Origin of the sequence: Pseudomonas reinekei, from assembly GCF_001945365.1 — a bacterium.
Lineage (GTDB): Bacteria > Pseudomonadota > Gammaproteobacteria > Pseudomonadales > Pseudomonadaceae > Aquipseudomonas > Aquipseudomonas reinekei.
Genome location: NZ_MSTQ01000006.1, coordinates 193,741 through 217,840, shown reverse-complemented (window position 1 = coordinate 217,840; position 24,100 = coordinate 193,741). Strand labels below are relative to the sequence as shown.

21 protein-coding genes and 1 pseudogene are annotated in these 24,100 nt (G+C 59.8%); 12 read left to right on the top strand and 10 right to left on the bottom strand.

Annotated features, from left to right (window positions below; all coding sequences use genetic code 11):
• Window positions 1-245 precede the first annotated feature (245 nt).
• The 7 genes from BVK86_RS12285 to aauR all read left to right on the top strand — a co-directional run bounded on the left by BVK86_RS12285 (window position 246) and on the right by aauR (window position 8,844).
• Window positions 246-1,871, top strand: coding sequence for a glucan biosynthesis protein D (locus BVK86_RS12285; RefSeq protein WP_075946688.1), 1,626 nt, complete (start codon window positions 246-248; stop codon window positions 1,869-1,871).
• Window positions 1,872-2,148: 277 nt separating this feature from the next.
• Window positions 2,149-3,063, top strand: a complete 915-nt coding sequence (locus tag BVK86_RS12280) for a glutamate/aspartate ABC transporter substrate-binding protein (protein WP_075946687.1) — start codon at window positions 2,149-2,151, stop codon at window positions 3,061-3,063.
• A 192-nt stretch (window positions 3,064-3,255) separates the two neighbouring features.
• Window positions 3,256-4,002, top strand: coding sequence for an amino acid ABC transporter permease (locus BVK86_RS12275; RefSeq protein ID WP_075946686.1), 747 nt, complete (start codon window positions 3,256-3,258; stop codon window positions 4,000-4,002).
• The gene (locus BVK86_RS12270; RefSeq protein ID WP_075946685.1) at window positions 4,002-4,673 is read left to right on the top strand and encodes an amino acid ABC transporter permease; all 672 of its coding nucleotides are present in this window, start codon (window positions 4,002-4,004) and stop codon (window positions 4,671-4,673) included. The genes BVK86_RS12275 and BVK86_RS12270 overlap by 1 nt, the downstream gene beginning before the upstream one ends.
• Complete coding sequence (locus BVK86_RS12265; protein WP_007975082.1) at window positions 4,670-5,404, top strand: amino acid ABC transporter ATP-binding protein; 735 nt, start codon at window positions 4,670-4,672, stop codon at window positions 5,402-5,404. Before BVK86_RS12270 ends, BVK86_RS12265 begins: the two co-directional genes overlap by 4 nt.
• Window positions 5,405-5,623: 219 nt before the next feature.
• The gene (gene aauS / locus BVK86_RS12260) at window positions 5,624-7,519 is read left to right on the top strand and encodes a two-component sensor histidine kinase AauS (RefSeq protein WP_075946684.1); all 1,896 of its coding nucleotides are present in this window, start codon (window positions 5,624-5,626) and stop codon (window positions 7,517-7,519) included.
• Complete coding sequence (aauR, locus tag BVK86_RS12255) at window positions 7,516-8,844, top strand: two-component response regulator AauR (protein WP_075946683.1); 1,329 nt, start codon at window positions 7,516-7,518, stop codon at window positions 8,842-8,844. Before aauS ends, aauR begins: the two co-directional genes overlap by 4 nt.
• A 51-nt stretch (window positions 8,845-8,895) precedes the next feature.
• Here aauR and BVK86_RS12250 read toward each other — a convergent pair whose 3' ends face one another.
• The 4 genes from BVK86_RS12250 to metE all read right to left on the bottom strand — a co-directional run bounded on the left by BVK86_RS12250 (window position 8,896) and on the right by metE (window position 14,132).
• On the bottom strand, window positions 8,896-9,804 hold the full coding sequence (locus BVK86_RS12250) for a hypothetical protein (protein WP_075946682.1): 909 nt from the start codon (window positions 9,802-9,804) through the stop codon (window positions 8,896-8,898).
• On the bottom strand, window positions 9,801-10,496 hold the full coding sequence (locus BVK86_RS12245) for a hypothetical protein (protein WP_075946681.1): 696 nt from the start codon (window positions 10,494-10,496) through the stop codon (window positions 9,801-9,803). Before BVK86_RS12245 ends, BVK86_RS12250 begins: the two co-directional genes overlap by 4 nt.
• 115 nt (window positions 10,497-10,611) lie before the next feature.
• The gene (locus BVK86_RS12240; protein ID WP_075946680.1) at window positions 10,612-11,643 is read right to left on the bottom strand and encodes an alpha/beta fold hydrolase; all 1,032 of its coding nucleotides are present in this window, start codon (window positions 11,641-11,643) and stop codon (window positions 10,612-10,614) included.
• A 176-nt stretch (window positions 11,644-11,819) separates the two neighbouring features.
• Window positions 11,820-14,132 carry a 5-methyltetrahydropteroyltriglutamate--homocysteine S-methyltransferase gene (gene metE / locus BVK86_RS12235; RefSeq protein WP_075946679.1) on the bottom strand — a complete coding sequence of 771 codons (2,313 nt, stop codon included), beginning with the start codon at window positions 14,130-14,132 and terminating at the stop codon, window positions 11,820-11,822.
• A 110-nt stretch (window positions 14,133-14,242) separates the two neighbouring features.
• Here metE and metR point away from each other — a divergent pair, with 110 nt between their 5' ends.
• Entirely contained in the window at window positions 14,243-15,160 is a 918-nt protein-coding gene (metR, locus tag BVK86_RS12230) for a transcriptional regulator MetR (protein ID WP_056855241.1), read from the top strand.
• A gap of 35 nt (window positions 15,161-15,195) precedes the next feature.
• Here the strand turns inward: metR and BVK86_RS12225 are convergent, their stop codons facing one another.
• Genes BVK86_RS12225 through BVK86_RS12215 form a run of 3 tightly spaced genes read right to left on the bottom strand, consistent with a single transcriptional unit; the run spans window position 15,196 to window position 16,800 of the window.
• Window positions 15,196-15,693 carry a GNAT family N-acetyltransferase gene (locus BVK86_RS12225; protein WP_075946678.1) on the bottom strand — a complete coding sequence of 166 codons (498 nt, stop codon included), beginning with the start codon at window positions 15,691-15,693 and terminating at the stop codon, window positions 15,196-15,198.
• Between the two features lie 2 nt (window positions 15,694-15,695).
• On the bottom strand, window positions 15,696-16,334 hold the full coding sequence (locus BVK86_RS12220) for a LysE family translocator (RefSeq protein WP_075946677.1): 639 nt from the start codon (window positions 16,332-16,334) through the stop codon (window positions 15,696-15,698).
• A gap of 22 nt (window positions 16,335-16,356) precedes the next feature.
• Window positions 16,357-16,800, bottom strand: coding sequence for an NUDIX hydrolase (locus tag BVK86_RS12215; protein ID WP_075946676.1), 444 nt, complete (start codon window positions 16,798-16,800; stop codon window positions 16,357-16,359).
• Between the two features lie 173 nt (window positions 16,801-16,973).
• Here BVK86_RS12215 and BVK86_RS12210 point away from each other — a divergent pair, with 173 nt between their 5' ends.
• The 3 genes and pseudogenes from BVK86_RS12210 (at window position 16,974) to BVK86_RS12200 (ending at window position 19,693) form a co-directional block, all read left to right on the top strand.
• Window positions 16,974-17,429, top strand: coding sequence for a hypothetical protein (locus BVK86_RS12210; RefSeq protein WP_075946675.1), 456 nt, complete (start codon window positions 16,974-16,976; stop codon window positions 17,427-17,429).
• A gap of 1 nt (window position 17,430) precedes the next feature.
• Window positions 17,431-17,787 (top strand): annotated as a pseudogene (locus BVK86_RS29050) (helix-turn-helix transcriptional regulator); the annotation flags it as partial.
• Window positions 17,788-18,073: 286 nt separating this feature from the next.
• On the top strand, window positions 18,074-19,693 hold the full coding sequence (locus BVK86_RS12200; protein WP_075946673.1) for an FMN-binding glutamate synthase family protein: 1,620 nt from the start codon (window positions 18,074-18,076) through the stop codon (window positions 19,691-19,693).
• Window positions 19,694-19,732: 39 nt separating this feature from the next.
• On the opposite strand, the gene BVK86_RS12195 is transcribed toward BVK86_RS12200, so the two are convergent.
• From BVK86_RS12195 to BVK86_RS12185, 3 genes are read right to left on the bottom strand one after another with little or no spacing between them, the layout of a single operon-like run.
• Complete coding sequence (locus tag BVK86_RS12195) at window positions 19,733-21,241, bottom strand: glucosyltransferase domain-containing protein (RefSeq protein WP_075946672.1); 1,509 nt, start codon at window positions 21,239-21,241, stop codon at window positions 19,733-19,735.
• Window position 21,242: 1 nt separating this feature from the next.
• Window positions 21,243-22,181, bottom strand: a complete 939-nt coding sequence (locus BVK86_RS12190) for a glycosyltransferase family 2 protein (RefSeq protein WP_075946671.1) — start codon at window positions 22,179-22,181, stop codon at window positions 21,243-21,245.
• Complete coding sequence (locus BVK86_RS12185; protein ID WP_075946670.1) at window positions 22,178-22,552, bottom strand: GtrA family protein; 375 nt, start codon at window positions 22,550-22,552, stop codon at window positions 22,178-22,180. Before BVK86_RS12185 ends, BVK86_RS12190 begins: the two co-directional genes overlap by 4 nt.
• Before the next feature lie 251 nt (window positions 22,553-22,803).
• Here BVK86_RS12185 and BVK86_RS12180 point away from each other — a divergent pair, with 251 nt between their 5' ends.
• Window positions 22,804-23,928: an OpgC family protein gene (locus tag BVK86_RS12180; RefSeq protein ID WP_075946854.1), complete on the top strand. Its 1,125-nt coding sequence runs from the start codon at window positions 22,804-22,806 to the stop codon at window positions 23,926-23,928.
• The last annotated feature ends 172 nt before the right edge of the window (window positions 23,929-24,100 follow it).

Genomic DNA, 24,100 nt, shown 5'->3' with positions numbered 1-24,100 from the left:
GTCGAAAAAAGCAGAAATGCCCTGTAAATCAGAAAGCCCTGTCGGAATTGTTTCCCGACATGTCTTGTTTCATTGCCGAACTAGCGGGGTGCCATCAAGCAATTTTGCTCGGCTATCGAACCGTTTAAGCTAGCGGGCATCTGTTTAAAAGTCCGTTGCGTTTGGCCGAAGGCATGTCCGAACCGATATTTCTGATCCAGCACGTGCCAGGAACGGCGCGGGATTGTTCACGACAGGTTGTATTTATGCACCGCAGGAATTTGCTCAAAGCCTCCATGGCCATCGCGGCCTACACCGGTTTGTCCGCCACCGGCCTGCTGGCCGCCCGTGCCTGGGCGACACCTGAGACGGCAGACGGTGAGGCCAGGGCCTTCGATTTCGAGTCGCTGAAAATGCAGGCCAAACAGTTGGCCAACAAGCCCTATCAGGACACCAAACAGGTGCTGCCGCCGACCCTGGCAACCATGACCCCGCAGAGCTTCAATGCGATCCGCTACGACGCTGAGCATTCGTTGTGGAAAGACAACAAGGGTCAGCTCGACGTGCAGTTCTTCCATGTCGGCATGGGCTTCAAGCAGCCGGTGCGCATGTACAGCGTCGATCCGAAAACCCGCATGGCGCGCGAAGTGCATTTCCGCCCATCGCTGTTCAACTACGAAAACACCACGGTCGACACCAAGCAGCTGACTGGCGACCTGGGCTTCTCCGGCTTCAAGCTGTTCAAGGCGCCGGAACTGGACAAGCACGACGTGGTGTCCTTCCTTGGCGCCAGCTACTTCCGTGCGGTGGACGCCACCGGCCAGTACGGCCTGTCGGCCCGTGGCCTGGCGATCGACACCTACGCCAAGAAGCGTGAAGAATTTCCCGACTTCACCAAGTTCTGGTTCGAGACACCGAACAAGGACAGCACCCGCTTCGTGGTCTACGCCCTGCTCGACTCGCCGAGTGCCACAGGCGCCTACCGTTTCGACATCGACTGCCAGGCCGAGCGCGTGGTGATGGAAGTCGACGCCCACGTGAATGCTCGCACCGCCATCGATCAACTGGGCATCGCGCCGATGACCAGCATGTTCAGCTGCGGCACCCACGAGCGCCGGATGTGCGACACCATCCACCCGCAAATCCACGACTCCGATCGCCTGGCGATGTGGCGCGGCAACGGCGAGTGGATCTGCCGCCCGTTGAACAACCCGGCCACCCTGCAATTCAACGCCTTCGCCGACACCGACCCTAAAGGCTTCGGCCTGGTGCAGACCGATCACGAATTCGCCAGTTATCAAGACACCGTCGACTGGTACAGCCGCCGCCCGAGCCTGTGGGTCGAACCGACCACGGCGTGGGGCGAAGGCTCGATCGATCTGCTGGAAATCCCTACCACCGGCGAAACCATGGACAACATCGTTGCCTTCTGGACCCCGAAGAAACCGGTGGCTGCAGGCGACTCGCTGAACTACGGCTACAAGCTCTACTGGAGCGCGTTGCCACCCGTGGGCACGCCGTTGGCGCGGGTCAACGCGACCCGTTCGGGCATGGGCGGCTTCACCGAAGGCTGGGCGCCGGGCGAGCATTACCCACCCGTCTGGGCACGGCGCTTTGCCGTGGACTTCACCGGTGGCGGATTGGACCGCTTGCCGGAAGGCACGGGTATCGAGCCGGTGGTCACGTGTTCAAACGGCGAGGTCAAGGATTTCAGCGTGCTCAAGCTCGATGACATCAAGGGCTATCGCATCCTGTTCGACTGGTACCCGACCAATGACAGCGTCGCACCCGTCGAACTGCGCCTGTTCATCCGTACCAACGACCGCACGCTGAGTGAAACCTGGTTGTACCAGTACTTCCCACCCGCGCCGGACAAGCGCAAATACCCGTGATCCGCAGGTAGCACCCTGCCACCATTCGGTTTTCCGAACGCGACCTGCGGGTCGGTTCGGATAACCGGATTTTCAGACCTCAATATCCACCCAATAAAAATTTAATTTCCTTATAAATCAATGTATTAACCAATACGCACTGGTCTGGCACGAGTCATGCTCTACACTTCTTCGACGGATGTCCTTAGCGTGCACTCTCAGTAGCGCTCTGGCATTTGCAGCACAAAAAGGGCCGATCAACTGGCTCCATAAAAAAAACAATGTCGAGGAAAATTTGATGCGCATCGTTCCCCATATCCTGGGCGCAGCCATTGCTGCCGCTCTGATCAGCACGCCAGTTTTCGCCGCCGAACTCACCGGCACCCTGAAGAAGATCAAAGAGTCCGGTGTCATCACCCTCGGGCATCGTGACGCTTCCATTCCTTTCTCCTATATCGCAGACGCTTCCGGCAAACCGGTCGGCTACTCCCACGACATCCAGCTGAAAGTCGTCGAAGCGCTGAAAAAAGACCTGGACCTGCCGAACCTGCAGGTCAAATACAACCTGGTCACCTCGCAGACGCGTATCCCGCTGGTGCAGAACGGCACCGTGGACCTTGAGTGCGGTTCCACCACCAACAACGTCGAGCGTCAGCAGCAAGTTGACTTCTCCGTCGGCATCTTCGAAATCGGTACTCGCCTGCTGTCCAAGGCAGACTCCAAGTACAAGGACTTCCCTGATCTGGCCGGCAAGAACGTCGTGACCACCGCTGGCACCACGTCCGAGCGCATCATCAAGGCGATGAACGCCGACAAGCAAATGGGCATGAACGTCATCTCCGCCAAAGACCATGGCGAGTCCTTCCAGATGCTGGAAACCGGCCGTGCCGTGGCCTTCATGATGGACGACGCACTGCTGGCCGGTGAAGCCGCCAAAGCCAAGAAAGCCAGCGACTGGGCCGTAACCGGTACTCCACAGTCCTACGAAATCTACGGCTGCATGGTGCGCAAAGGCGACGCGCCGTTCAAAAAGGCTGTGGATGACGCCATCAAGGCCACCTACGCATCGGGCGAGATCAACAAGATCTACGAAAAATGGTTCATGCAGCCAATCCCGCCAAAAGGCCTGAACCTGAACTTCCCGATGAGCGACGAGCTCAAGGCCCTGATCGCCAATCCGACCGATAAAGCGGCTGACGACAAGAAGTCCTGATTTCTGACTAACCTTATCTCCTGAGAGGGCCGCAGCCCTTTCAGGAGGTTGTCACTCCCTGCTGGCATTTTTGGAAACACTCGGACCGGTGGCTGTCGAGCCGATCGCGTGTGCCTGACTCCCAAGTCGGGCGGGAACGGAGCTTCCCCCAAGCGGGTACTTGTACATCGATCGATCTGAGGGGAGACCCTAATGAACTACAACTGGGACTGGAGCGTGTTCTTCAAGTCCACCGGCGTGGGCAGCGAGACCTATCTCGACTGGTACGTGTCCGGTCTGGCCTGGACCATCGGTATCGCCATCGCGGCCTGGATCATCGCCCTGACACTGGGCTCGATCCTGGGCGTCATGCGTACCGTGCCGAACCGCATCGTATCGGGCATCGCCACCTGCTACGTCGAACTCTTCCGTAACGTGCCGCTGCTGGTTCAGCTGTTCATCTGGTACTTCCTGGTACCCGACCTGCTGCCGGCGGACCTGCAAGAGTGGTACAAACAGGACCTGAACCCGACGACCTCGGCTTTCCTCAGCGTCGTCGTCTGTCTGGGCCTGTTCACCACCGCCCGCGTTTGCGAACAGGTGCGCACCGGTATCCAGGCCCTGCCAAAAGGCCAGGAATCCGCGGCCCGCGCCATGGGTTTCAAGCTGCCGCAGATCTACTGGAACGTGCTGCTGCCCCAGGCGTACCGGATCATCATTCCGCCGCTCACCTCGGAATTTTTGAACGTCTTCAAGAACACCTCCGTGGCCTCGCTGATCGGTTTGATGGAATTGCTCGCGCAGACCAAACAGACCGCCGAGTTCTCTGCCAACCTGTTCGAAGCCTTCACCCTGGCCACGCTGATCTACTTCACCCTGAACATGAGCCTGATGTTGCTGATGCGTATGGTCGAGAAGAAAGTCGCCGTACCGGGCCTGATTTCCGTAGGGGGTAAATGATGGAATTCGACTTCTCGGGCATCATCCCGTCCCTGCCGGGCTTGTGGAACGGCATGGTCATGACCCTGCAACTGATGGCGCTAGGCGTCATCGGCGGGATCATCCTCGGCACCCTCCTGGCGTTGATGCGCCTGTCCCACAGCAAACTGCTGTCGAACCTTGCCGGTGCCTACGTCAACTACTTCCGCTCGATCCCGTTGCTGCTGGTGATCACCTGGTTCTACCTGGCGGTACCGTTCGTATTGCGCTGGATCACCGGCGAAGACACGCCGATCGGCGCGTTCGCCTCCTGCATCGTGGCGTTCATGATGTTCGAAGCGGCGTACTTCTGCGAAATCGTCCGTGCCGGTGTGCAGTCGATTCCCAAGGGCCAGATGGGTGCTGCCCAGGCGCTGGGCATGACTTACGGCCAGATGATGCGCCTGATCATCCTGCCGCAAGCGTTCCGCAAGATGACGCCGTTGCTGCTGCAACAGAGCATCATCCTGTTTCAGGACACCTCGCTGGTTTACGCCGTCGGCCTGGTGGACTTCCTCAATGCTTCGCGCGCCAGTGGCGACATCATTGGCCGCTCCAATGAGTTCCTGATCTTCGCAGGTCTCGTGTACTTCATCATCAGCTTTTCCGCCTCGCTGCTGGTCAAGCGTCTGCAAAAAAGGTTCGCCGTATGATCTCTATCAAAAGCATTAACAAGTGGTATGGGGACTTCCAGGTACTGACTGATTGCAGCACCGAGGTCAAAAAAGGCGAAGTGATCGTGGTGTGCGGGCCCTCGGGTTCCGGCAAGTCGACCCTGATCAAGTGCGTCAACGCCCTGGAGCCGTTTCAGAAAGGCGACATCGTGGTCGACGGCACCTCCATCGCCGACCCGAAGACCAACCTGCCGAAACTGCGTTCGCGCGTGGGCATGGTGTTCCAGCACTTCGAGCTGTTCCCGCACCTGACCATCACCGAAAACCTGACCATCGCGCAGATCAAGGTGTTGGGCCGCAGCAAGGAAGAGGCCACCAAGAAAGGCCTGCAGTTGCTCGAGCGTGTAGGCCTCTCGGCCCATGCCCACAAGCACCCGGGCCAACTGTCCGGTGGTCAGCAGCAGCGTGTGGCGATTGCCCGTGCGCTGGCGATGGACCCGATCGTCATGCTGTTCGACGAACCGACCTCGGCGCTGGACCCGGAAATGGTCAACGAAGTGCTGGACGTGATGGTGCAACTGGCCCACGAAGGCATGACCATGATGTGCGTGACCCACGAAATGGGCTTCGCCCGTAAAGTGGCCGACCGCGTGATCTTCATGGACGCCGGCAAGATCATCGAAGACTGCAAGAAAGAAGAGTTCTTCGGCGACATCAGCCACCGCGCCGAGCGTACGCAGCACTTCCTGAACAAGATTCTGCAGCACTAATCAGCAACTGGCTTTGCTCCTTGTGGCGAGGGAGCTTGCTCCCGCTGGGTCGCGCAGCGGCCCCGAAACCTGTAAATGCAATTTTTCTGACACACCGCATTCATCGGTTTTACGACTGCTTCGCAGCCGAGCGGGAGCAAGCTCCCTCGCCACAGGTTCTTCGTTCGGCAGGAACCAGAGCAAGCACGTTGCCATGCTGGTTGACCCAAGGCATCTGTGATGAAATGCGACCCCGAACTTTACCGCGCCACGTCGCCATCACTTGCCGTGAAACCCCGTCTGATTCGCCATTTGTTCCTGCCGCCGCTGATCATCGCGCTGATGATCGGACTGGGTTACATCGGCTTCTGGGTCAGTGAGCATTACGGCATTCGCAGCCTCAGCGAAAACGGCGAGCGCCAGCTGGAACTGCATGCCCGTGCAGTGGAAAGCGAAATCAGCAAATACACCTACCTGCCCAGCCTGCTGGAACTCGAAACCAGTGTTTCCAAGCTGCTGGCCGACCCGAGCCCGGAACACCGGCAAACGGTCAACGATTACCTCGAAGGCCTGAACCGGCGCAGCCGCAGTCGGGCCATTTATGTGATGGACACCACCGGTCGCGTCATGGCCACCAGCAACTGGCGCGATTTCGACAGTTACCTCGGTGAAGACCTGTCCTTCCGTGCCTATTTCCAGAACGCCGTGCGCGGTCAGCCCGGGCGTTTCTACGGCATCGGCAGCACCAACGGCGAACCCGGTTACTACCTGGCCCATGGCCTGGAAGAACACGGCAAGATCATTGGCGTCGCGGTGGTCAAGGTCCGCCTCGAAGCCATGGAAGAACGCTGGCAACGGGCGCGCCTGGAAGCCTTCGTCAGCGACGAGAACGGCATCATCATTCTCTCCAGCGATCCGGCGCGTCGCCTCAAATCCGTGGTGCCGCTCAGTGATGAGACCAAAGAGAAACTGGCCCGCAGCCTGCAGTACTACTGGTTCCCGCTGAACGAACTGCAACCGCTGGCCCGGGAAACCCTGTCCGAAGGCGTGGAAAAACTCACCTTCCCGGCCAACAGCGAACTGGTGTCCGACGATGAAAACATCAGTTATCTGTCGCAGTCCCGCCCACTGAGCGATACACCGTGGAACTTCACCCTGTTGACGCCGCTGCAGGATCTGCGGCGCGAAGCGATCAATCAGGGGATTCTGGTGGCGGTGGCGTTTGCCCTCGTGGCGTTCCTGCTGATTGCCTGGAACGAGCGGCGCAAAGTAATCGCCACTCGCCTCGCGGCCCGGGAAGCCTTGCAGGAAGCCAACAATCAACTGGAGCGTCGGATTACCGAACGCACCGTCGACCTGCGCGCCAGCAACGAACGGCTCAAGAGCCAGATCCGCGAACGGCGTCATGCTGAAGAGACCTTGCGCCACGCCCAGGATGAACTGGTGCAGGCCGGAAAACTCGCGGCCATCGGCCAGATGTCCACCAGCATCGCCCACGAATTGAACCAGCCACTGGCGGCGCTGCGCACGCTGTCCGGGAATACCGTGCGCTTTTTGGAGCGTGGCCAACTCGATGTCGCCAGCACCAACCTCAAGACCATCAATGAACTGATCGATCGCATGGGCCGCATCACCGCCAGCCTGCGCTCCTTCGCCCGGCGCGGTGACGACAAGGGCCAGGCGTGCCTGGGCAAAGGCGTGGAAGCGGCGTTGCAGTTGCTCGATGGACGAATGAAAAACACCCGGTTGCATCGCCTTTTCGAAGAGGTACAGGTACAGATCGACCAGACCCGCCTCGAACAGATTCTGGTCAACCTGATCGGCAACGCCCTCGACGCGATGCAGGCGCAACCGCAACCCGAGCTGTGGCTTGAAGGTGAAGCGTTCGAGGGCAAGTATCGACTGCGTGTACGCGACAACGGCCACGGTATCGACGCCGAAGCGCGCAAGCATCTGTTCGAACCGTTCTTCACCACCAAACCCGGCGAACAGGGCCTGGGCCTTGGCCTGACCCTTTCGGCCAGCCTCGCCGCCGCTACCGGCGGTCACCTGGGTGTCGAGCACCCGGCCAGCGGTGGCACCGCATTCGTCCTCAGTTTACCGTTGGTAAGCCCCACTCCCGCCGAGCCAATATGAACAACGACCTTAGTGTATTGATCGTCGAAGACGACCCCCATGTGCTGCTCGGCTGCCAACAGGCGCTGACCCTGGAAGACATTCCCTGCATCGGCGTGGGCAGTGCCGAAGAAGCGCTGGAGCGAGTCGGCGACAACTTTGCCGGCATCGTCATCAGCGACATTCGCCTGCCGGGCATCGATGGCCTGGAGTTGCTGGGCCGTCTCAAGGAGCGTGATCGAAGTTTGCCGGTGGTGCTGATCACCGGCCACGGCGACATCTCCATGGCCGTCGGCGCCATGCAGAAAGGTGCCTACGACTTCATGGAGAAACCCTTCTCCCCCGAGCGCCTGGTGGATGTGGCACGTCGCGCACTGGAACAACGCAGCCTGGCGCGGGAAGTGTCGTCGTTGCGTCGGCAACTGGCTGAACGCGATTCCCTTGAAGGCCGAATCATCGGTCGCTCGCCGGCCATGCAGAACTTGCGCGAACTGATTGCCAACGTCGCCGACACGTCAGCCAACGTACTGATCGAGGGCGAAACCGGCACGGGCAAGGAACTGGTCGCCCGCTGCCTGCATGACTTCAGCCGTCGTCACACCAAGCAATTCGTGGCGCTGAACTGTGGCGGCCTGCCGGAGAACCTGTTCGAAAGCGAAATTTTCGGCCACGAGGCCAACGCCTTCACCGGCGCCGGCAAACGGCGGATCGGCAAGATCGAACACGCCGACGGTGGCACGCTGTTCCTCGACGAAGTGGAAAGCATGCCCCTGCCCCTGCAGATCAAACTGCTGCGGGTTTTACAGGAGCGCACCCTCGAACGCCTCGGCTCGAACCAGAGCGTGGCGGTGGATTGCCGGGTGATCGCGGCGACCAAATCCGACCTCGTCGAATCGAGCAAGGCCGGCGAATTCCGCAGCGACCTGTATTACCGCCTCAACGTGGTGACCCTGGAACTGCCGCCGTTGCGTGAACGCCGCGAAGACATCCTGCAATTGTTCGAATACTTCTTGCAGCAGTCGTCCCTGCGCTTCGACCGGATCGCGCCGGAGCTGGATAACCAGACCGTCTCGAACCTGATGAGCCACGACTGGCCGGGCAACGTGCGGGAACTGCGCAACGTCGCCGAACGCTTTGCTCTCGGCCTGCCGGCGTTCAAAAAAACCGGCGCGGGGGTGAGTGCGCAAGGCCTGGCATTCGCCGAAGCGGTGGAAGCGTTCGAACGTAACCTGTTGAGCGACGCCTTGCAGCGCAGCGGCGGCAACCTGACCCAGGCCAGCCAGGAACTGGGCATGGCCAAGACCACCTTGTTCGACAAAGTGAAGAAGTACGGGTTGAGCCACTGAGAAGTGCAAGCCTGGCAGGAGCCGGCTTGCTGGCTCCTGCCGGTTTGGTGTTTAGCGTCCGTAGACCTTCTCGAGTTGCGCCTGAGTCAGCGCATCCTCAAACGGCACCGGCACCGACTTCACCGCACCGTAGAGGTTGCGATAACGCCAGTAGCTGCCGTTGTTCGCCAATTGATAGCCGCGCTCGACCACACGCTGACCATCGAGCACATACCGCAAGGTTTCCTGCGCGGCCGGTGGCGGAGTCGGCTGCATCAGGTCCGTGGCCAGAACGCGCATGGATTCGTCGATGCACTCGTCGAGCACCGCAGTGACTTTTGCCAGTTCGAGGCTGCCGTCGTCGATGCATTGGCTGCCGCAACGACGGATCGGCTGGCTGGTCACTTCGATACGCATGCGGTAGAGCGCCGAACCGGCGATGTCCTGGACCTGGACCTGATTGATCAGCACAAAGCTGCCGCGATCCGGGGTCAGCATCAGTTTCGGCTCGATCAACAAACGCGCCGTGACCTGCCCTTCGCCCTGCTTGAGCCCGGCCACATGCGAGGCGTGCTGATAGCGTTGCTGCAGGCGTTCCTGCAAGGGAACGCCGGCGAGCAGATCCGCCATGGGACGTGAGTCCTTGAGGGCGGATTTTTCCGCATCACGTTGCAAGGTGCCGCTGCCCATCTGGGTATTGACCAGACTGGCTACCAACACGCCCGCCAACCCGGCACTGGTGCCCGAGTTCAGCAATAACGCCTGACTCGAGGACGCCGCCTTGAGCGCGTCTTTGCTATCAATCACGGTACTGGCCCCGACGAAAGCTGGCGGCACCTGCACATCGACCTTGAGCCCGTGCGCCTGAACGTAAGGCAACGCGCCCTGATCCTTGAAACCGGCCTCGGGAGCCGGTTTCTGTGCACAGCCACCCAGCATCAGCAGGACCAGCGCGCTGGCCGCTACGATTGCACGCTTCATTTGGCGAACGGGGTGATCATTTGCTGACGGCTGTTATCCACAGCCTGGTAGAACGCGTTGGACAGGTTGGTGTAGGTCGGCTCGTCCCACTCGCCCTGTGCGGCTTGTATCGCGGCAAATGGCTGGAACCACAGCAGTTTGTTGTCAGCCAGATCAACCACCATGCCCTGCCCGCCGACCTGCGCCATCGGCACGCTGGTCGGCACGATGCTGTAGTAGCTGCGGGTCGCACCAGTGGCGGTGACATACACCAGCAACAGGCGATCGACGCCGTATTTGGCTTTCATCGGGGTCAGGTCTTTGATCGTGTAGCCTTCGCGGAACTTGGTTTCCTTGTAGGCCTTCAGGTCGATCTTGTCGTCGATGCGCTTGGCTTTGTAACCCTTGGCCTGCAACTTGGCGACGATGGCATCCGGCAGGGTGTCGAAATCGCGCACTTGCCAGGTTTTGACGTTGTCGCTGAGCTTGCTGTTGACGCCCGCGTTGATCGCGTAATCGAGAAGCCCCTGGTTACCGGTCAAGGCCAGTACCGGCGGCGGCAATTCGCTGATGGCGACGCCGATGGTCGGCTCCTTCGCATCCCAGAATTGTTGGTCTAACGGTACAGGGGGTTGTACGTTGGCGCAGCCGGTGAGGGTCAGGCAGGCGAGCAATGTGAGTGCAGCGATGGTGCGTAGAGCGTGGAATGGCATGGATCAAGTCCCTATGATTGAAAGTCGCTGCCTGTATCGGCAGCGACGGCGCAATCAATAGTGGCACATTGATATATTTTTGACGACAGGATCCTGTCAACTGATTGCAGGCGTGTTAAAGGAGGTTGTGTTCGGCCACCGGTTCGATCTGCGCCCAATGGGACGTGTCTTCACGGTGTTCACGCAAATAGGGCAGCACCGCCGCCAGCAACGGTGCCTTGAAAGCCTCCTGGAAGCGATGGGCCAGCCCCGGAATCAGCTTCAACTGACTGCCGCGCAAATGCGCCGCCAAGTGCACGCCGTGCATCACCGGCAACAATGGATCGGCGGTGCCGTGCACCACCAGCGCCGGGACGCGCAATTGGTTAAGCAGCGCCACGCGACTCGGCTCGGCGAGGATCGCCATGATCTGGCGCTTCACGCCTTCGGGATTGAACGCCCGGTCATAGGACAGCGCCGCCTGATGCAGCAGGGCCTGGCGATCATCCGTCACTGTCGGACTGCCCAACGCCGCCAGCAAGTCAGCCTGTTGCTCCAGGGCGACCTCGCGATTGGGCGCTCCGCGACGCGAGAGCAATTGCACCAGTGCCGCACTTGGCGCCGGCAAGCCTTCGGCACCGGACGTGGTCATGATCAGGGTCAGGCTCTCGACCCGTTGCGGCGCCATGGCCGCCATGTGCTGGGCGATCATCCCGCCCATGCTCGCGCCCAGCACGTGGAATTGCTCGATGTGCAACGCGTCCATCAGGCCCAGGCCGTCGCTCGCCATGTCGGTCAACGAATAGGGTGCCGACACCGGCAAACCCAGTTTGTAGCGCAGCACTTCGAAGGTCAGATTGGCTTCGAGCGGCGCCTGCCGCCAGGTCGACAGGCCGACATCGCGATTGTCATAACGAATCACCCGAAAGCCCTGCTGACACAGCGCCACCACCACCTCGTCGGGCCAGTGAATCAGTTGCCCGCCCAGGCCCATCACCAGCAGCAATGCCGGGTCCGACGCACGACCAATGCTCTGGTACGCCAGGCTCACCTGATCCAGATCGGCCCGTTCGGTCGGCACATTGACATCGCAGCGAGACGCCGCCCATGACGGCAGGCCGAACACAAGAGCGGCCAAAAATACAACGCTTGATAAAAAAACACGCATGAAGAAACACCGAAACGCAGCACCCCAGTAGAGCGCGAGTCTGATGAAGTTTGTTCAAGCGCGCTGCCACAGTTCCATGACAGTTTGATGAAGAGTGCCGGGCGGTCATTTTCCAGACCGCGTTATCGTTCATCGCGAGCAGGCTCGCGATGACATCCGGACAGACGCTACATCAATCAAGCCAACTGTCTGCGCAACTGCCGTGCCGCCGCCACCATGTTCACCAACGCCGCTTCGGTCTCGGGCCAGGCGCGGGTTTTCAGGCCGCAATCGGGGTTGACCCACAAGCGCTCGGCCGGAATGCGCTGCACGGCTTTTACCATCAACTTGACCATCTCGGCCGTGTCCGGCACCCGTGGCGAGTGGATGTCGTAGACACCCGGGCCGATGTCGTTCGGGTAGTCGAACGCCTTGAAGGCTTCCAGCAGCTCCATGTCCGAACGCGAGGTTTCGATGGTGATGACGTCGGCATCCATCGCCGCGATGGCCTCGATCACGTCGTTGAATTCGCTGTAGCACATGTGGGTGTGGATCTGGGTTTCGTCCTGCACACCACTGGCGCTTAAACGGAAAGCTTGCACGGCCCAGTCCAGATACTCCTGCCATTGCGCCCGGCGCAGCGGCAGGCCTTCGCGGAATGCAGCTTCATCGATCTGCACAATCTTGATGCCGGCGGCTTCCAGATCCAGCACTTCGTCGCGCAGGGCCAAAGCCAGCTGTTGCGCCTGGACTTTGCGCGACACGTCTTCACGCGGGAACGACCACATCAACATGGTCACGGGACCGGTGAGCATGCCTTTCATGACCTTGTCGGTCTGGCTCTGCGCATAGCTGATCCAGTCGACAGTCATGGCTTTCGGGCGGCTCAGGTCACCATAGATGATCGCCGGCTTCACGCAGCGCGAACCGTAGCTCTGTACCCAGCCGAAACGGGTGAAGGCATAACCATCGAGTTGCTCGGCGAAATATTCGACCATGTCGTTGCGTTCGGCTTCACCATGCACCAACACGTCGAGGCCCAAGCGTTCCTGAACCTGCACGGCGTGGCGGATTTCGTGGTGCATGGCATCGGTGTAATCGTTGGCCGACAACTTGCCTTGCTTGTGCGCCTGACGCGCCAGACGAATCGAACCGGTCTGCGGGAACGAGCCGATGGTGGTGGTCGGGAATGCCGGCAGTTTCAGTCGGGCACGCTGCTGCTCGATGCGCTTGGCAAATGGCGAATGACGTTGGCTGTCACTGGGGCCAATCGCCGCGAGACGTGCCTGCACTGCGGTCTTGTGGATGCGTGGCGACTCGGCACGGCTGACTTGAATGGCGCGACTTTCGGCCAGGGCCGCTTGCACCTTGGGCGCTTGCGGATCGTTCAAGGCATCGCGCAGTACCGCGATTTCGCCACACTTTTGCACGGCAAATGCCAGCCAGCTTTTCAGTTCCGGGTCGAGCTTGTCTTCGCGCTCCAGATCCACCGGGCTGTGCAGCAGCGAACAGGAACTGCTGACCCACAGGTTGTCGCCAAAACGTTCCTGGGCAAATTGCAGCTGTGCCAGTACTGGCTCCAGCTCACAGCGCCAGACGTTGCGGCCGTTAACCAGCCCTACCGAAAGAATCTTGTAGATCGGCAGGCGATCGAGCACGTGCAGCAATTGGTCCGGCGCACGCACCGCATCGATGTGCAGGCCTTGCACCGGCAGGCCGACGGCCAGGCCGAGGTTGTCTTGCAGGCCGCTGAAGTAGGTCGCCAGCAGTTTTTTCAGCGGTGAATATTGGAGGATGTGGTAAGCGCGTTCGAAGGCGTTTTTCCATTCTTGCGGCAGGTCGAGCGTCAGGATCGGTTCGTCGATCTGCACCCACTCCACGCCCTGTGCAGCCAGGCGACCGAGGATCTCGCCGTAGATCGGCAACAGGCGTTCCAGCAGGTCGAGCTTGTCGAAATCGTTGCCTTTAGCCTTGCCCAGCCACAGGTAAGTTAAAGGGCCGATGATTACCGGTTTGACGGTATGGCCCAGCGCCTTGGCTTCGTCGACTTCGTTGAACAGCTGTTCCCAGCTCAACTTGAATGTCTGGTCAGCCGTGAACTCCGGGACCAGGTAGTGGTAGTTGGTGTCGAACCACTTGGTCAGTTCCTGGGCGTATTGCGCCTGGCCATGCTCACCGCCGCAGCAGGTCGCGGTGGCGCCACGGGCCATGGCGAACAGCGTGTCGAGGGTCGGCAGGCCGCGCTCGTCCTTGGTGTTGTCGAAACGCTCGGGGATCACCCCAAAAGTCAGGGAGTGGGTCAGCACCTGGTCGTACCAGGCGAAGTCGCCAACCGGCAGCAGGTCGATGCCGGCATCCTTCTGCAATTGCCAGTGGGTAGCGCGCAACTGGCGACCGACGCTGTTCAGCGCGTGCTTGTCGATGTCCCCCTTCCAGTAGGCTTCGAGGGCTTTTTTCAGTTCGCGGTCGGCGCCGATGCGCGGGAAACCAAGGGTGTGGGCCACGGCCATGTCGAAGGTGCTCCTGTGTAAAAGATGGCGCTATTGTCGACAGCCAGGGCAACATGAGACAAACTCAACCTTTTCGTGTTGATCACAAGTTTTCCTCATGGAGCCCCACGGTGCTTGAAATCCGTCACCTCAAGACCCTGCACGCCTTGCGCGAAGCCGACAGCCTGGTAGATGCGGCCGACCGCTTGCACCTGACCCAATCGGCGCTGTCCCACCAGTTCAAGGAACTGGAGGAGCGCATGGGCATGCCGCTGTTCGTGCGCAAGACCAAACCGGTGCGTTTCACCAGCGCCGGTCTGCGCCTGCTGCAACTGGCCGACGCCACCCTGCCGCTGCTGCGCGCTGCCGAGCGCGACATAGCGCGGCTGGCTGGTGGCACCGCCGGACGCTTGCACATGGCCATCGAGTGCCACAGTTGCTTCCAGTGGCTGATGCCGACCATCGACCAGTTCCGCGATGCCTGGCCGGAGGTCGAGCTGGACCTGGCGTCGGGTTTCTCTTTCGCACCATTGCCAGCCTTGGCCCGTGGCGACCTGGACCTCGTGGTGACGTCCGATCCGGTGGATCTGGTGGGCATCACCTATGTGCCGCTGTTCACTTACGAAGCGATGCTCGCCGTGGCCAACCAGCACAAACTGGCGAGCAAGGCCTACATCGTCCCGGAAGACTTGCTGACGGAAACCTTGATCACCTATCCGGTGGAAAGGGATCGCCTCGACATCTTCACCCGCTTCCTCGAACCCGCCGACGTCGAACCGGCCCAGGTCCGCACGTCGGAACTGACGGTGATGATGATGCAACTGGTAGCGAGCGGACGCGGTGTGTGCGGCATGCCCCATTGGGCGCTGCATGAATACAGCTCACGGGGCTATGTGAAGGCCAAGCGCCTGGGCGAGAAAGGTCTGTTCGCAACGCTGTATGCGGCCATTCGGGCGGACATGCTGGATGCGCCGTACATGCGTGATTTCTTGCTGACGGCGAAAGACACGTCGTTTTCGACGCTGGATGGGGTTAGCGCAGTTCGCTAGAACAGCACCTTTCTTTGTGGGGATCCTGGTGAGGTTTAGAGTTCACGCCACATGTGAATTTTGTCGAAGTATTCTTCACCGACCCGCACCGCCATCGGTTCCAGGCCGAACTGGATGAAGCCGCAGCGCTGGTACAGCTTGAACGCCGCGTCATTGCCGGCGGTGACGGTCAGTTTGATCAGGCGCAGTTGCGGATGTTGCTGCGCCTCGGCCAACACCGCCTGCACCAGCTGATAGCCGAGTCCGCGTTGACGGACATTGGCCGACACGTACATGCCAAACAGCGTCGCCTTGTGCCGGGCCTTTTCCCGAGGTTCGAACGCCAGCCCGACAATGCCCGCCAGCTTGCCCTCTTCAAATGCGCCGAAAACCGCGTCGAGCTTGCTGATCAGGCGCGACTCCCACCATTGCAATGGCATGGTCGCCCGTTCGCGCACGCTGGAGGTAAACGCCTGCGGGTGACGGTCATAAGCTTCCAGCATCAATTCCCGATAAGCCAGGGCGTGACTGGCATTCAGTCGTTCGATCCACATGCTCACGCCGTCCTGCGCTGTTCAAGCATCAGGCGCAATGCCAAACCGCCCAGCACGAAGCCCATGAAGTAACGCTGCATCGCCAGCCAGGTCGGGTTGTTGACGAACCACGAGGCGATGCCCGCCGCGAACAGGGCAATCAGCAGGTTGACGCAAAAACTGACGCTGATCTGGGTCAGGCCCAACACAATGCTTTGGGTGAACACCGAACCGTGTTCCGGAATGATGAACTGCGGAAAGACCGAGAGATAAAACACCGCGATTTTCGGGTTCAAGGCGCTGGTCAGAAAGCCCATGGTGATCAGTTTTCGCGCAGAGTCCGGCGGCAACTGCCGGGCTTCGAACGGCGACCGCGCACCGGGCTTGACCGCCTGCCAGGCCAGCCACAACAGGTACAAAGCGCCGGCCCATTTCAGCACTTCATAAGCCATCGGCACCGCCAGGAACACCGCGGTCAAACCGGCCGCCGCCGCAAACAGATGCACGAAGAAACCCGCGACCACCCCGAGCAACGACGTGACCCCGGCCTTGCGCCCCTGGCAGATCGAACGGGAGATCAGGTAGATCATGTTCGGCCCCGGCGTCAGCACCATCAGCAACGCGGCAGCGGCGAAAATCAGCAGGTCCTGAAGCGGGATCATGGCGGTTCCTTGGCGTGATTGATCAGGCAATCGCGGTCAGCGATGCTCGATAAAACGGCAGGATCAGGTCCCGTGTCAATGGCGCCAGGCTGACACCGCCATCGGTGGCCGGATCGATCCAGATCACCTCTTCGATCTCTGCCTGCGGGGTGACATCCGGATCAATGCTCAGCTGAAAAAGCTCGGCGTGTACGACAAAGCCCGGCTCGTTCGCGGCCGGTGCCGAAAAATGACCGAGGTAAACGGCCTGAGCCGGGTCAATATCCAGACCCAGCTCCTCTTCCAGCTCCCGGGCCAGGGCGTGGACCGGCAATTCATGGGGCTCGATCTTGCCTCCCGGTTGCATGAATGCCGTGGTGCCACGCTTGCGCACCAGCAGGGTTCGGCCATCGGGGCCGATCAGCAGGGCGGCGGCGATGTGGATAAGTGTCGAATCGTTAGGGGCTACCTCGGTGGAAAAACACATTGTTTGGCACGGGTCCATGCTGACGGGTGCATAGAATCCCATGCCCTAATGGCACCGCCAAGGATTGAGTTCTAATAGAAACGGAATGCTCCGCCAGCAAGCCCAGAAATTTCCCACGTTCGAGTTTGATAGCGTGCTGAACCGCCAAAACCGCTGCCAATGGAACGTCCAGCATGTCCGATATTTCGACATTGAAAGAAAAAATCGATACCAATACTTTTTATCTATGCCTGCTGACGATCGTGACGGCAGGGGCTTACATGTACATCTGGCTATACAAAGCCTCCACCGCAATCGAAGAAGTGACGCATATCAAGGTAATGAGTAAGGGTTTTCTGATTGGATATCTGATTACCGTGACCTGGGTTTATGTGGCTGCTCTCTCCATTAGCCATTTCTTTCCAGGATTGAGTCTTTTGTGGGCCGCTACGGTTTGGTTGCTTGCCGTGGCTTGGTGCTTCCGAGTACGAAGGGCGCTTAGGATTTACACCATGACCAAACACGGTTTTGAACCGCGTATAAATCGCGTCTTTTCGGTGCTATTCACCTTCTATCACATCAACTACTGCATCAACGCCCTGGCCCGCGACAAAAAGAAGAGCGAGCGAAAGAAACCACTGACTAACTGACCTGCCCCCCAATTTCTGGACTCAGCTTGTCCGGTTGCTGGATCAGTACGTGCCCTGCGACAGATGGGTGGCGTTGCTGTTCAGCGCCGACCAGCACCCGCAAGTATTCGCCGAGTGCCCAGGCGAAGACGGCGGCCCCGCCCCGTTGTTCCAGGACTACCTGCGCGGTTTGTACCTGCTCGATTCGTTCTACATCGCCTGCCGCGAACACTCGCGCACCGGTTTGTATCGTTTGTCGGAGGTGGCGCCGGTGCATTTCGAACTCACCGAGTACTATCATCGATACTTTCGTGTGAATGTCGTGGCCGACGAAATCCAGTTAAATTGTCAGCCCGAAGGCGACTGCACGTTGTGCCTGTTACATGAAACACATGTACAGCAAGCTGGGGATCAAGTCCCAGTCCGAGCTGTTTTCGATTTTTCTGCAGGCGCAAAATGCCTGATAACCCTTGCATTGCAGGACACCTGTGGCGAGGGAGCTTGCTCCCGCTGGACCGTGAAGCGGTCCCCCAACCAACACCGCGTACAGTAAGAAAAAATCCGTCAACAGGTTTTGCGGCGGCTGCGCAGCCGAGCGGGAGCAAGCTCCCTCGCCACAAAAGCTGTCTGCACCGAACCATCGAGTCCGAACCCAAGGAAACCGTATGAGCCTGTCACTCCTGAGCCGCTACGCCTTCTTTGCCGTCTGCGTGATTTTCACCCTCGCCAGCCTGCCCTTCCTCGAACATGACTGGCTCTGGCCAATTACCGCCATCACCGGCGTACTCAGCCTGCTCGGCCTGTTCGACCTGCTGCAAAGCCCTCATGCGGTGCGCCGCAACTACCCGATCCTCGGCAACATTCGATATCTGGTCGAAGGCATTCGCCCGGAGATCCGCCAGTATCTGCTCGAATCCGACAGCGACGCCCTGCCCTTCTCCCGCGCCCAGCGTTCGCTGGTTTATTCCCGGGCGAAGAATGAAAGCGCCGACAAACCGTTCGGTACGCTGATCGATGTGTACCAGTCGGGCTTCGAATTCATCGGCCACTCCATGCGCCCGGCGCCGTTGAGCGACCCCAGCGGTTTTCGCGTAATGGTCGGTGGCCCGCAGTGCACCCAGCCGTATTCCGCGTCGGTGTTCAACATCTCGGCCATGAGTTTTGGCTCGCTCAGCGCCAACGCCATCCGCGCGCTGAACCAGGGCGCCAAACTCGGTAATTTCGCCCATGACACCGGCGAAGGCAGCATCAGCCCCTATCACCGCGAACACGGTGGCGACCTGACCTGGGAGCTCGGCAGCGGCTACTTCGGTTGCCGCACCAGCGATGGCCGCTTCGACCCGGAGCGCTTCGCCGCGCAGGCGCAAACGCCACAAGTGCGGATGATCGAAATCAAGATGAGCCAAGGCGCCAAACCCGGACATGGCGGCATCCTACCCAAGCACAAGGTCACCCGGGAAATCGCCGACACCCGCGGCATCCTGATGGGCGAAGACTGCATTTCGCCGTCACGCCACAGCGCGTTTTCCACGCCGATCGAACTGATGCATTTCATTCAGCAACTGCGTGAGCTGTCCGGCGGCAAACCGGTGGGCTTCAAGTTCTGTCTCGGTCATCCGTGGGAGTTCATGGGCATCGCCAAGGCCATGCTGGAAACCGGCATCCTCCCGGACTTCATCGTGGTCGACGGCAAGGAAGGCGGCACCGGCGCCGCGCCCGTGGAGTTCACCGACCACATCGGCGTGCCAATGCGCGAAGGCCTGCTGTTCGTGCACAACACCCTGGTCGGCCTGAACCTGCGGGACAAGATCAAACTCGGCGCCAGCGGCAAGATCGTCAGCGCCTTCGACATCGCCAGCGTGCTGGCCATCGGCGCCGACTGGGCCAACTCGGCGCGAGGCTTCATGTTCGCCATCGGCTGCATTCAGTCGCAGAGCTGCCACACCAACAAATGCCCGACCGGCGTCGCCACCCAGGACACCCTGCGCCAACGCGCGCTGGTGGTGCCGGACAAGGCCCAGCGCGTTTATAACTTCCACCGCAACACCCTCAAGGGCCTGGCCGAAATGCTGGCTGCCGCCGGTCTCGAACATCCGTCGCAGCTGTCGGCCAAGCATCTGGTGCGGCGCATGTCGGCCACCGAGATCAAGCTGTTCTCGCAGCTGCATGTCTTCCTCAAACCCGGCGAACTGCTCACCGGCGAAGTGAATGGCGAGTTCTATTCGCGGATGTGGCAGATGGCGCGGGCGGACAGTTTTGAGCCCAATGAAGTAGCGGCGGCCTGATCAAAGATCAAGAGATCGCAGGCTGCGATCTCTTGATCTTCACCAACGCAACGTTTTGATCCGACCCGGCTCTTTGAAGACGATAAATCCGTAATCGCCAATCAGGTAAATCCGGTAGTACCGGTTCTCCACCAGGGCCGGGAAATGCTGGTAGCCCACGCGCGTGGCGTTACGCCGTTCCTTCTCGGCGACCACGTTGGTAATGCCCACCTTGGGCAGATTCTCGGCCAACATGTAAAAGTCGATATTGAGCAGATAGTGCAGCACCGGCAGGCGTTTGTAAGAACCCGCCGCCCCCACCAGCCAAAGGTCTGAATAGGTCACCGACATGTAGATGCGCTTGGCGTCACGCAGCCCTTGCAGGCTCGCAATGTCGCGCTCAAGGCTGAACAAGGCACTGGCGGCGAAGGTTTTCTGCACCGTCAGCACCCGGCCATAGGCGAATGACAACGACAGCATCGCCAGCAGCGGCACTACCAGCAACAGCGGCAACCGCTCATGCACCGACGCCAGCGCCAAATGGCTCAAATAGAACAGCAGCACCAGCAACACGGCAAACCCCATCAAGGTTCTGGCGCCTTCATTGAAGTCGCGAAACAGCAACGCAATACCGGACACCAGCACCACCACCACTGGCACGACCAGCACGCACAAGAGACCGGCCAGAAGTTTTGCAGTCCCACTGTCTTCGCGCTGCCATAGGGTCAATGCGAGCCGGACCGCACCGGCGATGGCGCATAACAACAGCCCGGCGAACACCCACGCAAAGCCGCCATGAAACAGCAGCATGATTTTCTCCAGCACACGTTCGGCGTTTATCTGCAATTGCAGCCAGGGCTGCGCTGACAGATTCAACATCAACGTCCGACCATGGCCCATGAACGGGAACGCGCTGACGCCGTAGATCAACCAGCCAAGCAAGACCTGCGCACATTTCCCGCCGATCACACTCAACCATGCCGGCCACGCCTGTTTATCGTGGGCGATCCTGAGCACCTCAAGACAACACAGGCCCAGAAACACATTCAGGCTCACCTGATACAAACCCAGCGCCAGCGCGATCAGGAAGGCAGGCACCAGCCATTGCAGACTGCGGCGCGGGTGACGCCAGGTGATCGCGTAAATCACCGCGACCACGCTCAAGACCATCGGCGCGCCGTCATATTGGTAGGACAGGTTCTGCAGGAAAAACGGGTTGTACCAGAGCGGCAACAACACCAGGCAACAGGCGATGGTCGGCTGGCGAAAATAGTGGAAAGTCAGGCTGGTCAGCGCCGAGGTCATCGCCAGCGTGGCTAACAACAACGGCAAGGGAAAGATGTTCGGCGCGGCGCCGGTGAAGGTCAGCGCGTTGTAGAACAGTTCGGTGAATAATCGCCCCTGCTCTGCCCAGGCCATGCCGCCCGACAGTGAACGCCAGTTGTCATCGATGTAGGGATAGTCCGCGAGGATCAGTGGCAAGACGTACAGCAACGTCGCGATCAGAAAAAACAGCCAGACCTGGCGGCCCCCGAGCTCCTTTATGAAAAAGTCGCCGAGCCTGCCCATGTCAGCGCTCATGCCGGTCTTTGCCGCCAACGATGTCCTTGATGACATATCGAGGCCGATGCTTGGCCTCGATGTAAATCCGCCCGACGTATTCACCGAGGATGCCGATGCCGATCAACTGCACACCGCCCAGAAACAGAATGGCGGTCATCAGCGACGGATACCCGGGCACGCTGTTGCCGAAGAAAATCTTGTCCAGCACCATGTACACCGCGTACAGCACGGCGAAGATCGACACGGCGCCACCGACGTAAGTCCATAGTCGCAATGGCACGGTGCTGAACGACGTCACCCCCTCCAGCGCCAGGTTCCATAGCTTCCAGCCGTTGAACTTGCTATTGCCCGCGACACGCCGAGCCCGTTCGTATTCCACGACCACGGTAGTGAAGCCGGCCCACGACAATACCCCTTTCATGAACAGCTGGTGCTCGGGCAAGGTGCGGATCACATCGACCACTTTGCGGTCCATCAGCCGGAAATCGCCGACGTTTTCTTCGATCCGGGTGTACGAGATACGATTCAAGAGGTGGTAGAACAGCGACGCACTGTGGCGCTTCAGATAGCCGTCGGCGCCCCGGTCGCGACGTTTGGCCAATACGACATCCGCGCCTTTTTGCCATCGGTCCACGAGCAGCGGGATGACGCTGACGGGATCCTGCAGGTCGACATCCATCGGGATCACCGCATCGCCGGTGGCATGCTCAAGGCCGGCAAATAATGCCGGCTCCTTGCCGAAGTTGCGGGAAAAGTTGATCAGCATGACCAACTCGTCCGCTTCCGCCAGCGCGGCGGCCTGTTCGGCCGTGCGGTCGGAACTGCCGTCATTGATAAATACAATCTCCACCTCGGCATCGAGCTTCAACTCTCGTCGAACAGCCCGGTAGAAAATGTCGATTGACTGTTCTTCGTTGAACACCGGAACAATAAGCGAGATTTTCATGCCTCACGCTCGCGAAACACCACGTACTTGGAAAACAGAAAACCCAGTACCAGGCTCAACGCCGAAAACAACGCCACGGTCAGCAGACCGTGCAGCCGCCACCTATCACCGGCATGGCCGACGCTAAAACTCAAGGCGCCCATCGCCACCATGAACAGCAGGTAACCACCGACCGACATTTTGCTGTCAAAGGTATAGAGCGCATTCATGTAGAAGGAAAACGATGCGGCCACACAAAACGCCGCCAGATTGCTGACAGCCTGACTGAACCCGGCCGCCACGCTGAGCAGGAAGAAGATTTGCCAGTGAATAAGGGTGTTGGCGACCCCGATCACCGTATAGCTGGATAGCCCTCGCCACAAACGTCTCATGCTGACGATCCTGCTGGAATCCGTTGCGTACCCTAAGCATTGGAGCTTGTCTACTGTCAGAAATCGCAGGTTGGCCTGTCTTTCAGACCAGCGGTTATCATCGGGGACCCGGCCAGGAGACATTCCGAAATATCCCGACTTTGCAATTGAAGGCGAATCAGTCCACCCTGCGCGCCGCCGATGAGCGGCCTGTAATCTTTGCCGCTTTCGGATACTCCTTTGTTCAACACTCCGAACACGAGCCTGCCGTCATGACGCTAGCGCGCGATCACCGGATCGACTTTTTTCGCGGTCTGGCACTGATCTTCATCTTCTGGGATCACGTGCCCCATAACCCTTTGGGTCAAATCACAATGCGTAATTTCGGCTTCAGCGATGCTGCCGAAGTCTTCGTGTTCCTGGCCGGTTACGCGGCCGTGCTGGCCTACGGCAAAATCCTCGCGCGCGAGGGTTTTTTGATCGCCTGCGTGAAAATCCTGCGCCGTGCCTGGGTGCTTTACGTGGTGCATATTTTCTTGCTGGCGATGCTGATGGGGATCGTGTTCTTCGCCAACAGCCACGTGGAAACCCGCGACCTGGTCGAAGAAATGGGCATGCACCACTTCATCAGCGACCCGCAACAGGCCTTGATCGATGAGCTGCTGCTGCGCTTCAAGCCGAACCTGATGGACCCGCTGCCGCTGTACATCGTGTTGCTGGCGGGGTTGCCGCTGGTGCTGCCGATCCTGGTGCGCAAGACCTGGGTGGTGGTGGCGATGTCAGTGGCGTTGTACCTGATGGTGCCGTTGGCCGGCTGGAACCTGGCCGCCATCAAGGATGGCGTGTGGTACTTCAATCCCGTGGCCTGGCAGTTGCTGTTTATCCTTGGCGGCGCCGCAGCGATTCACTCACAGCGTCCGCGGATACCGCAAACCCGACCGTTGATTCGTCAGCCGTTGTTCATGACCGCGGCAGTGTACATTGCGGTCGCTGGGGTGCTGACTGTCCTGTGGCGCTGGCCTCAGGTCCACGACGCCTTGATGCCATCAAGCCTGAGCAATCTGCTGTACCCGATCAGCAAGACCAACCTGTCACCCCAACGCTTGCTGCACTTCCTGGCGCTGGCCTATGTCACCGCGAAACTGCTGCCCGATACCGGATGGACGCAAAACTGGCTGGCACAGCAAAGCTGTCGCATGGGACGTTTTTCGTTGGAGGTTTTCTGTCTGGGCGTTTTGTTGGCGCCCCTCGCGGACATGATCAATGCGCTGACTGACGATGCGTTCGCCATGCAGATTTTTACGGCGTTGGTGGGGGCTGGGTTGATGGCGTTGCTGGCGGTTTGGCTGGAGTTCAACAAGCGTTTGAACCGATCAACGCGCAGCGCAACAGCCTGACATGCAAACGCCCCGGCCAATCGACCGCAGTGATGCTCATCAGAAATAGAGCGAGCAATCAGTCACCGGTGGCGAGGGAACTTGCGCCCTCGCCACAGGGGCTCACTTTCCCTTAGGGATTTCGGACATGTCCCGCAGACGTTGAAGCTGCCCGCAGGCAAAGAAATCTTCC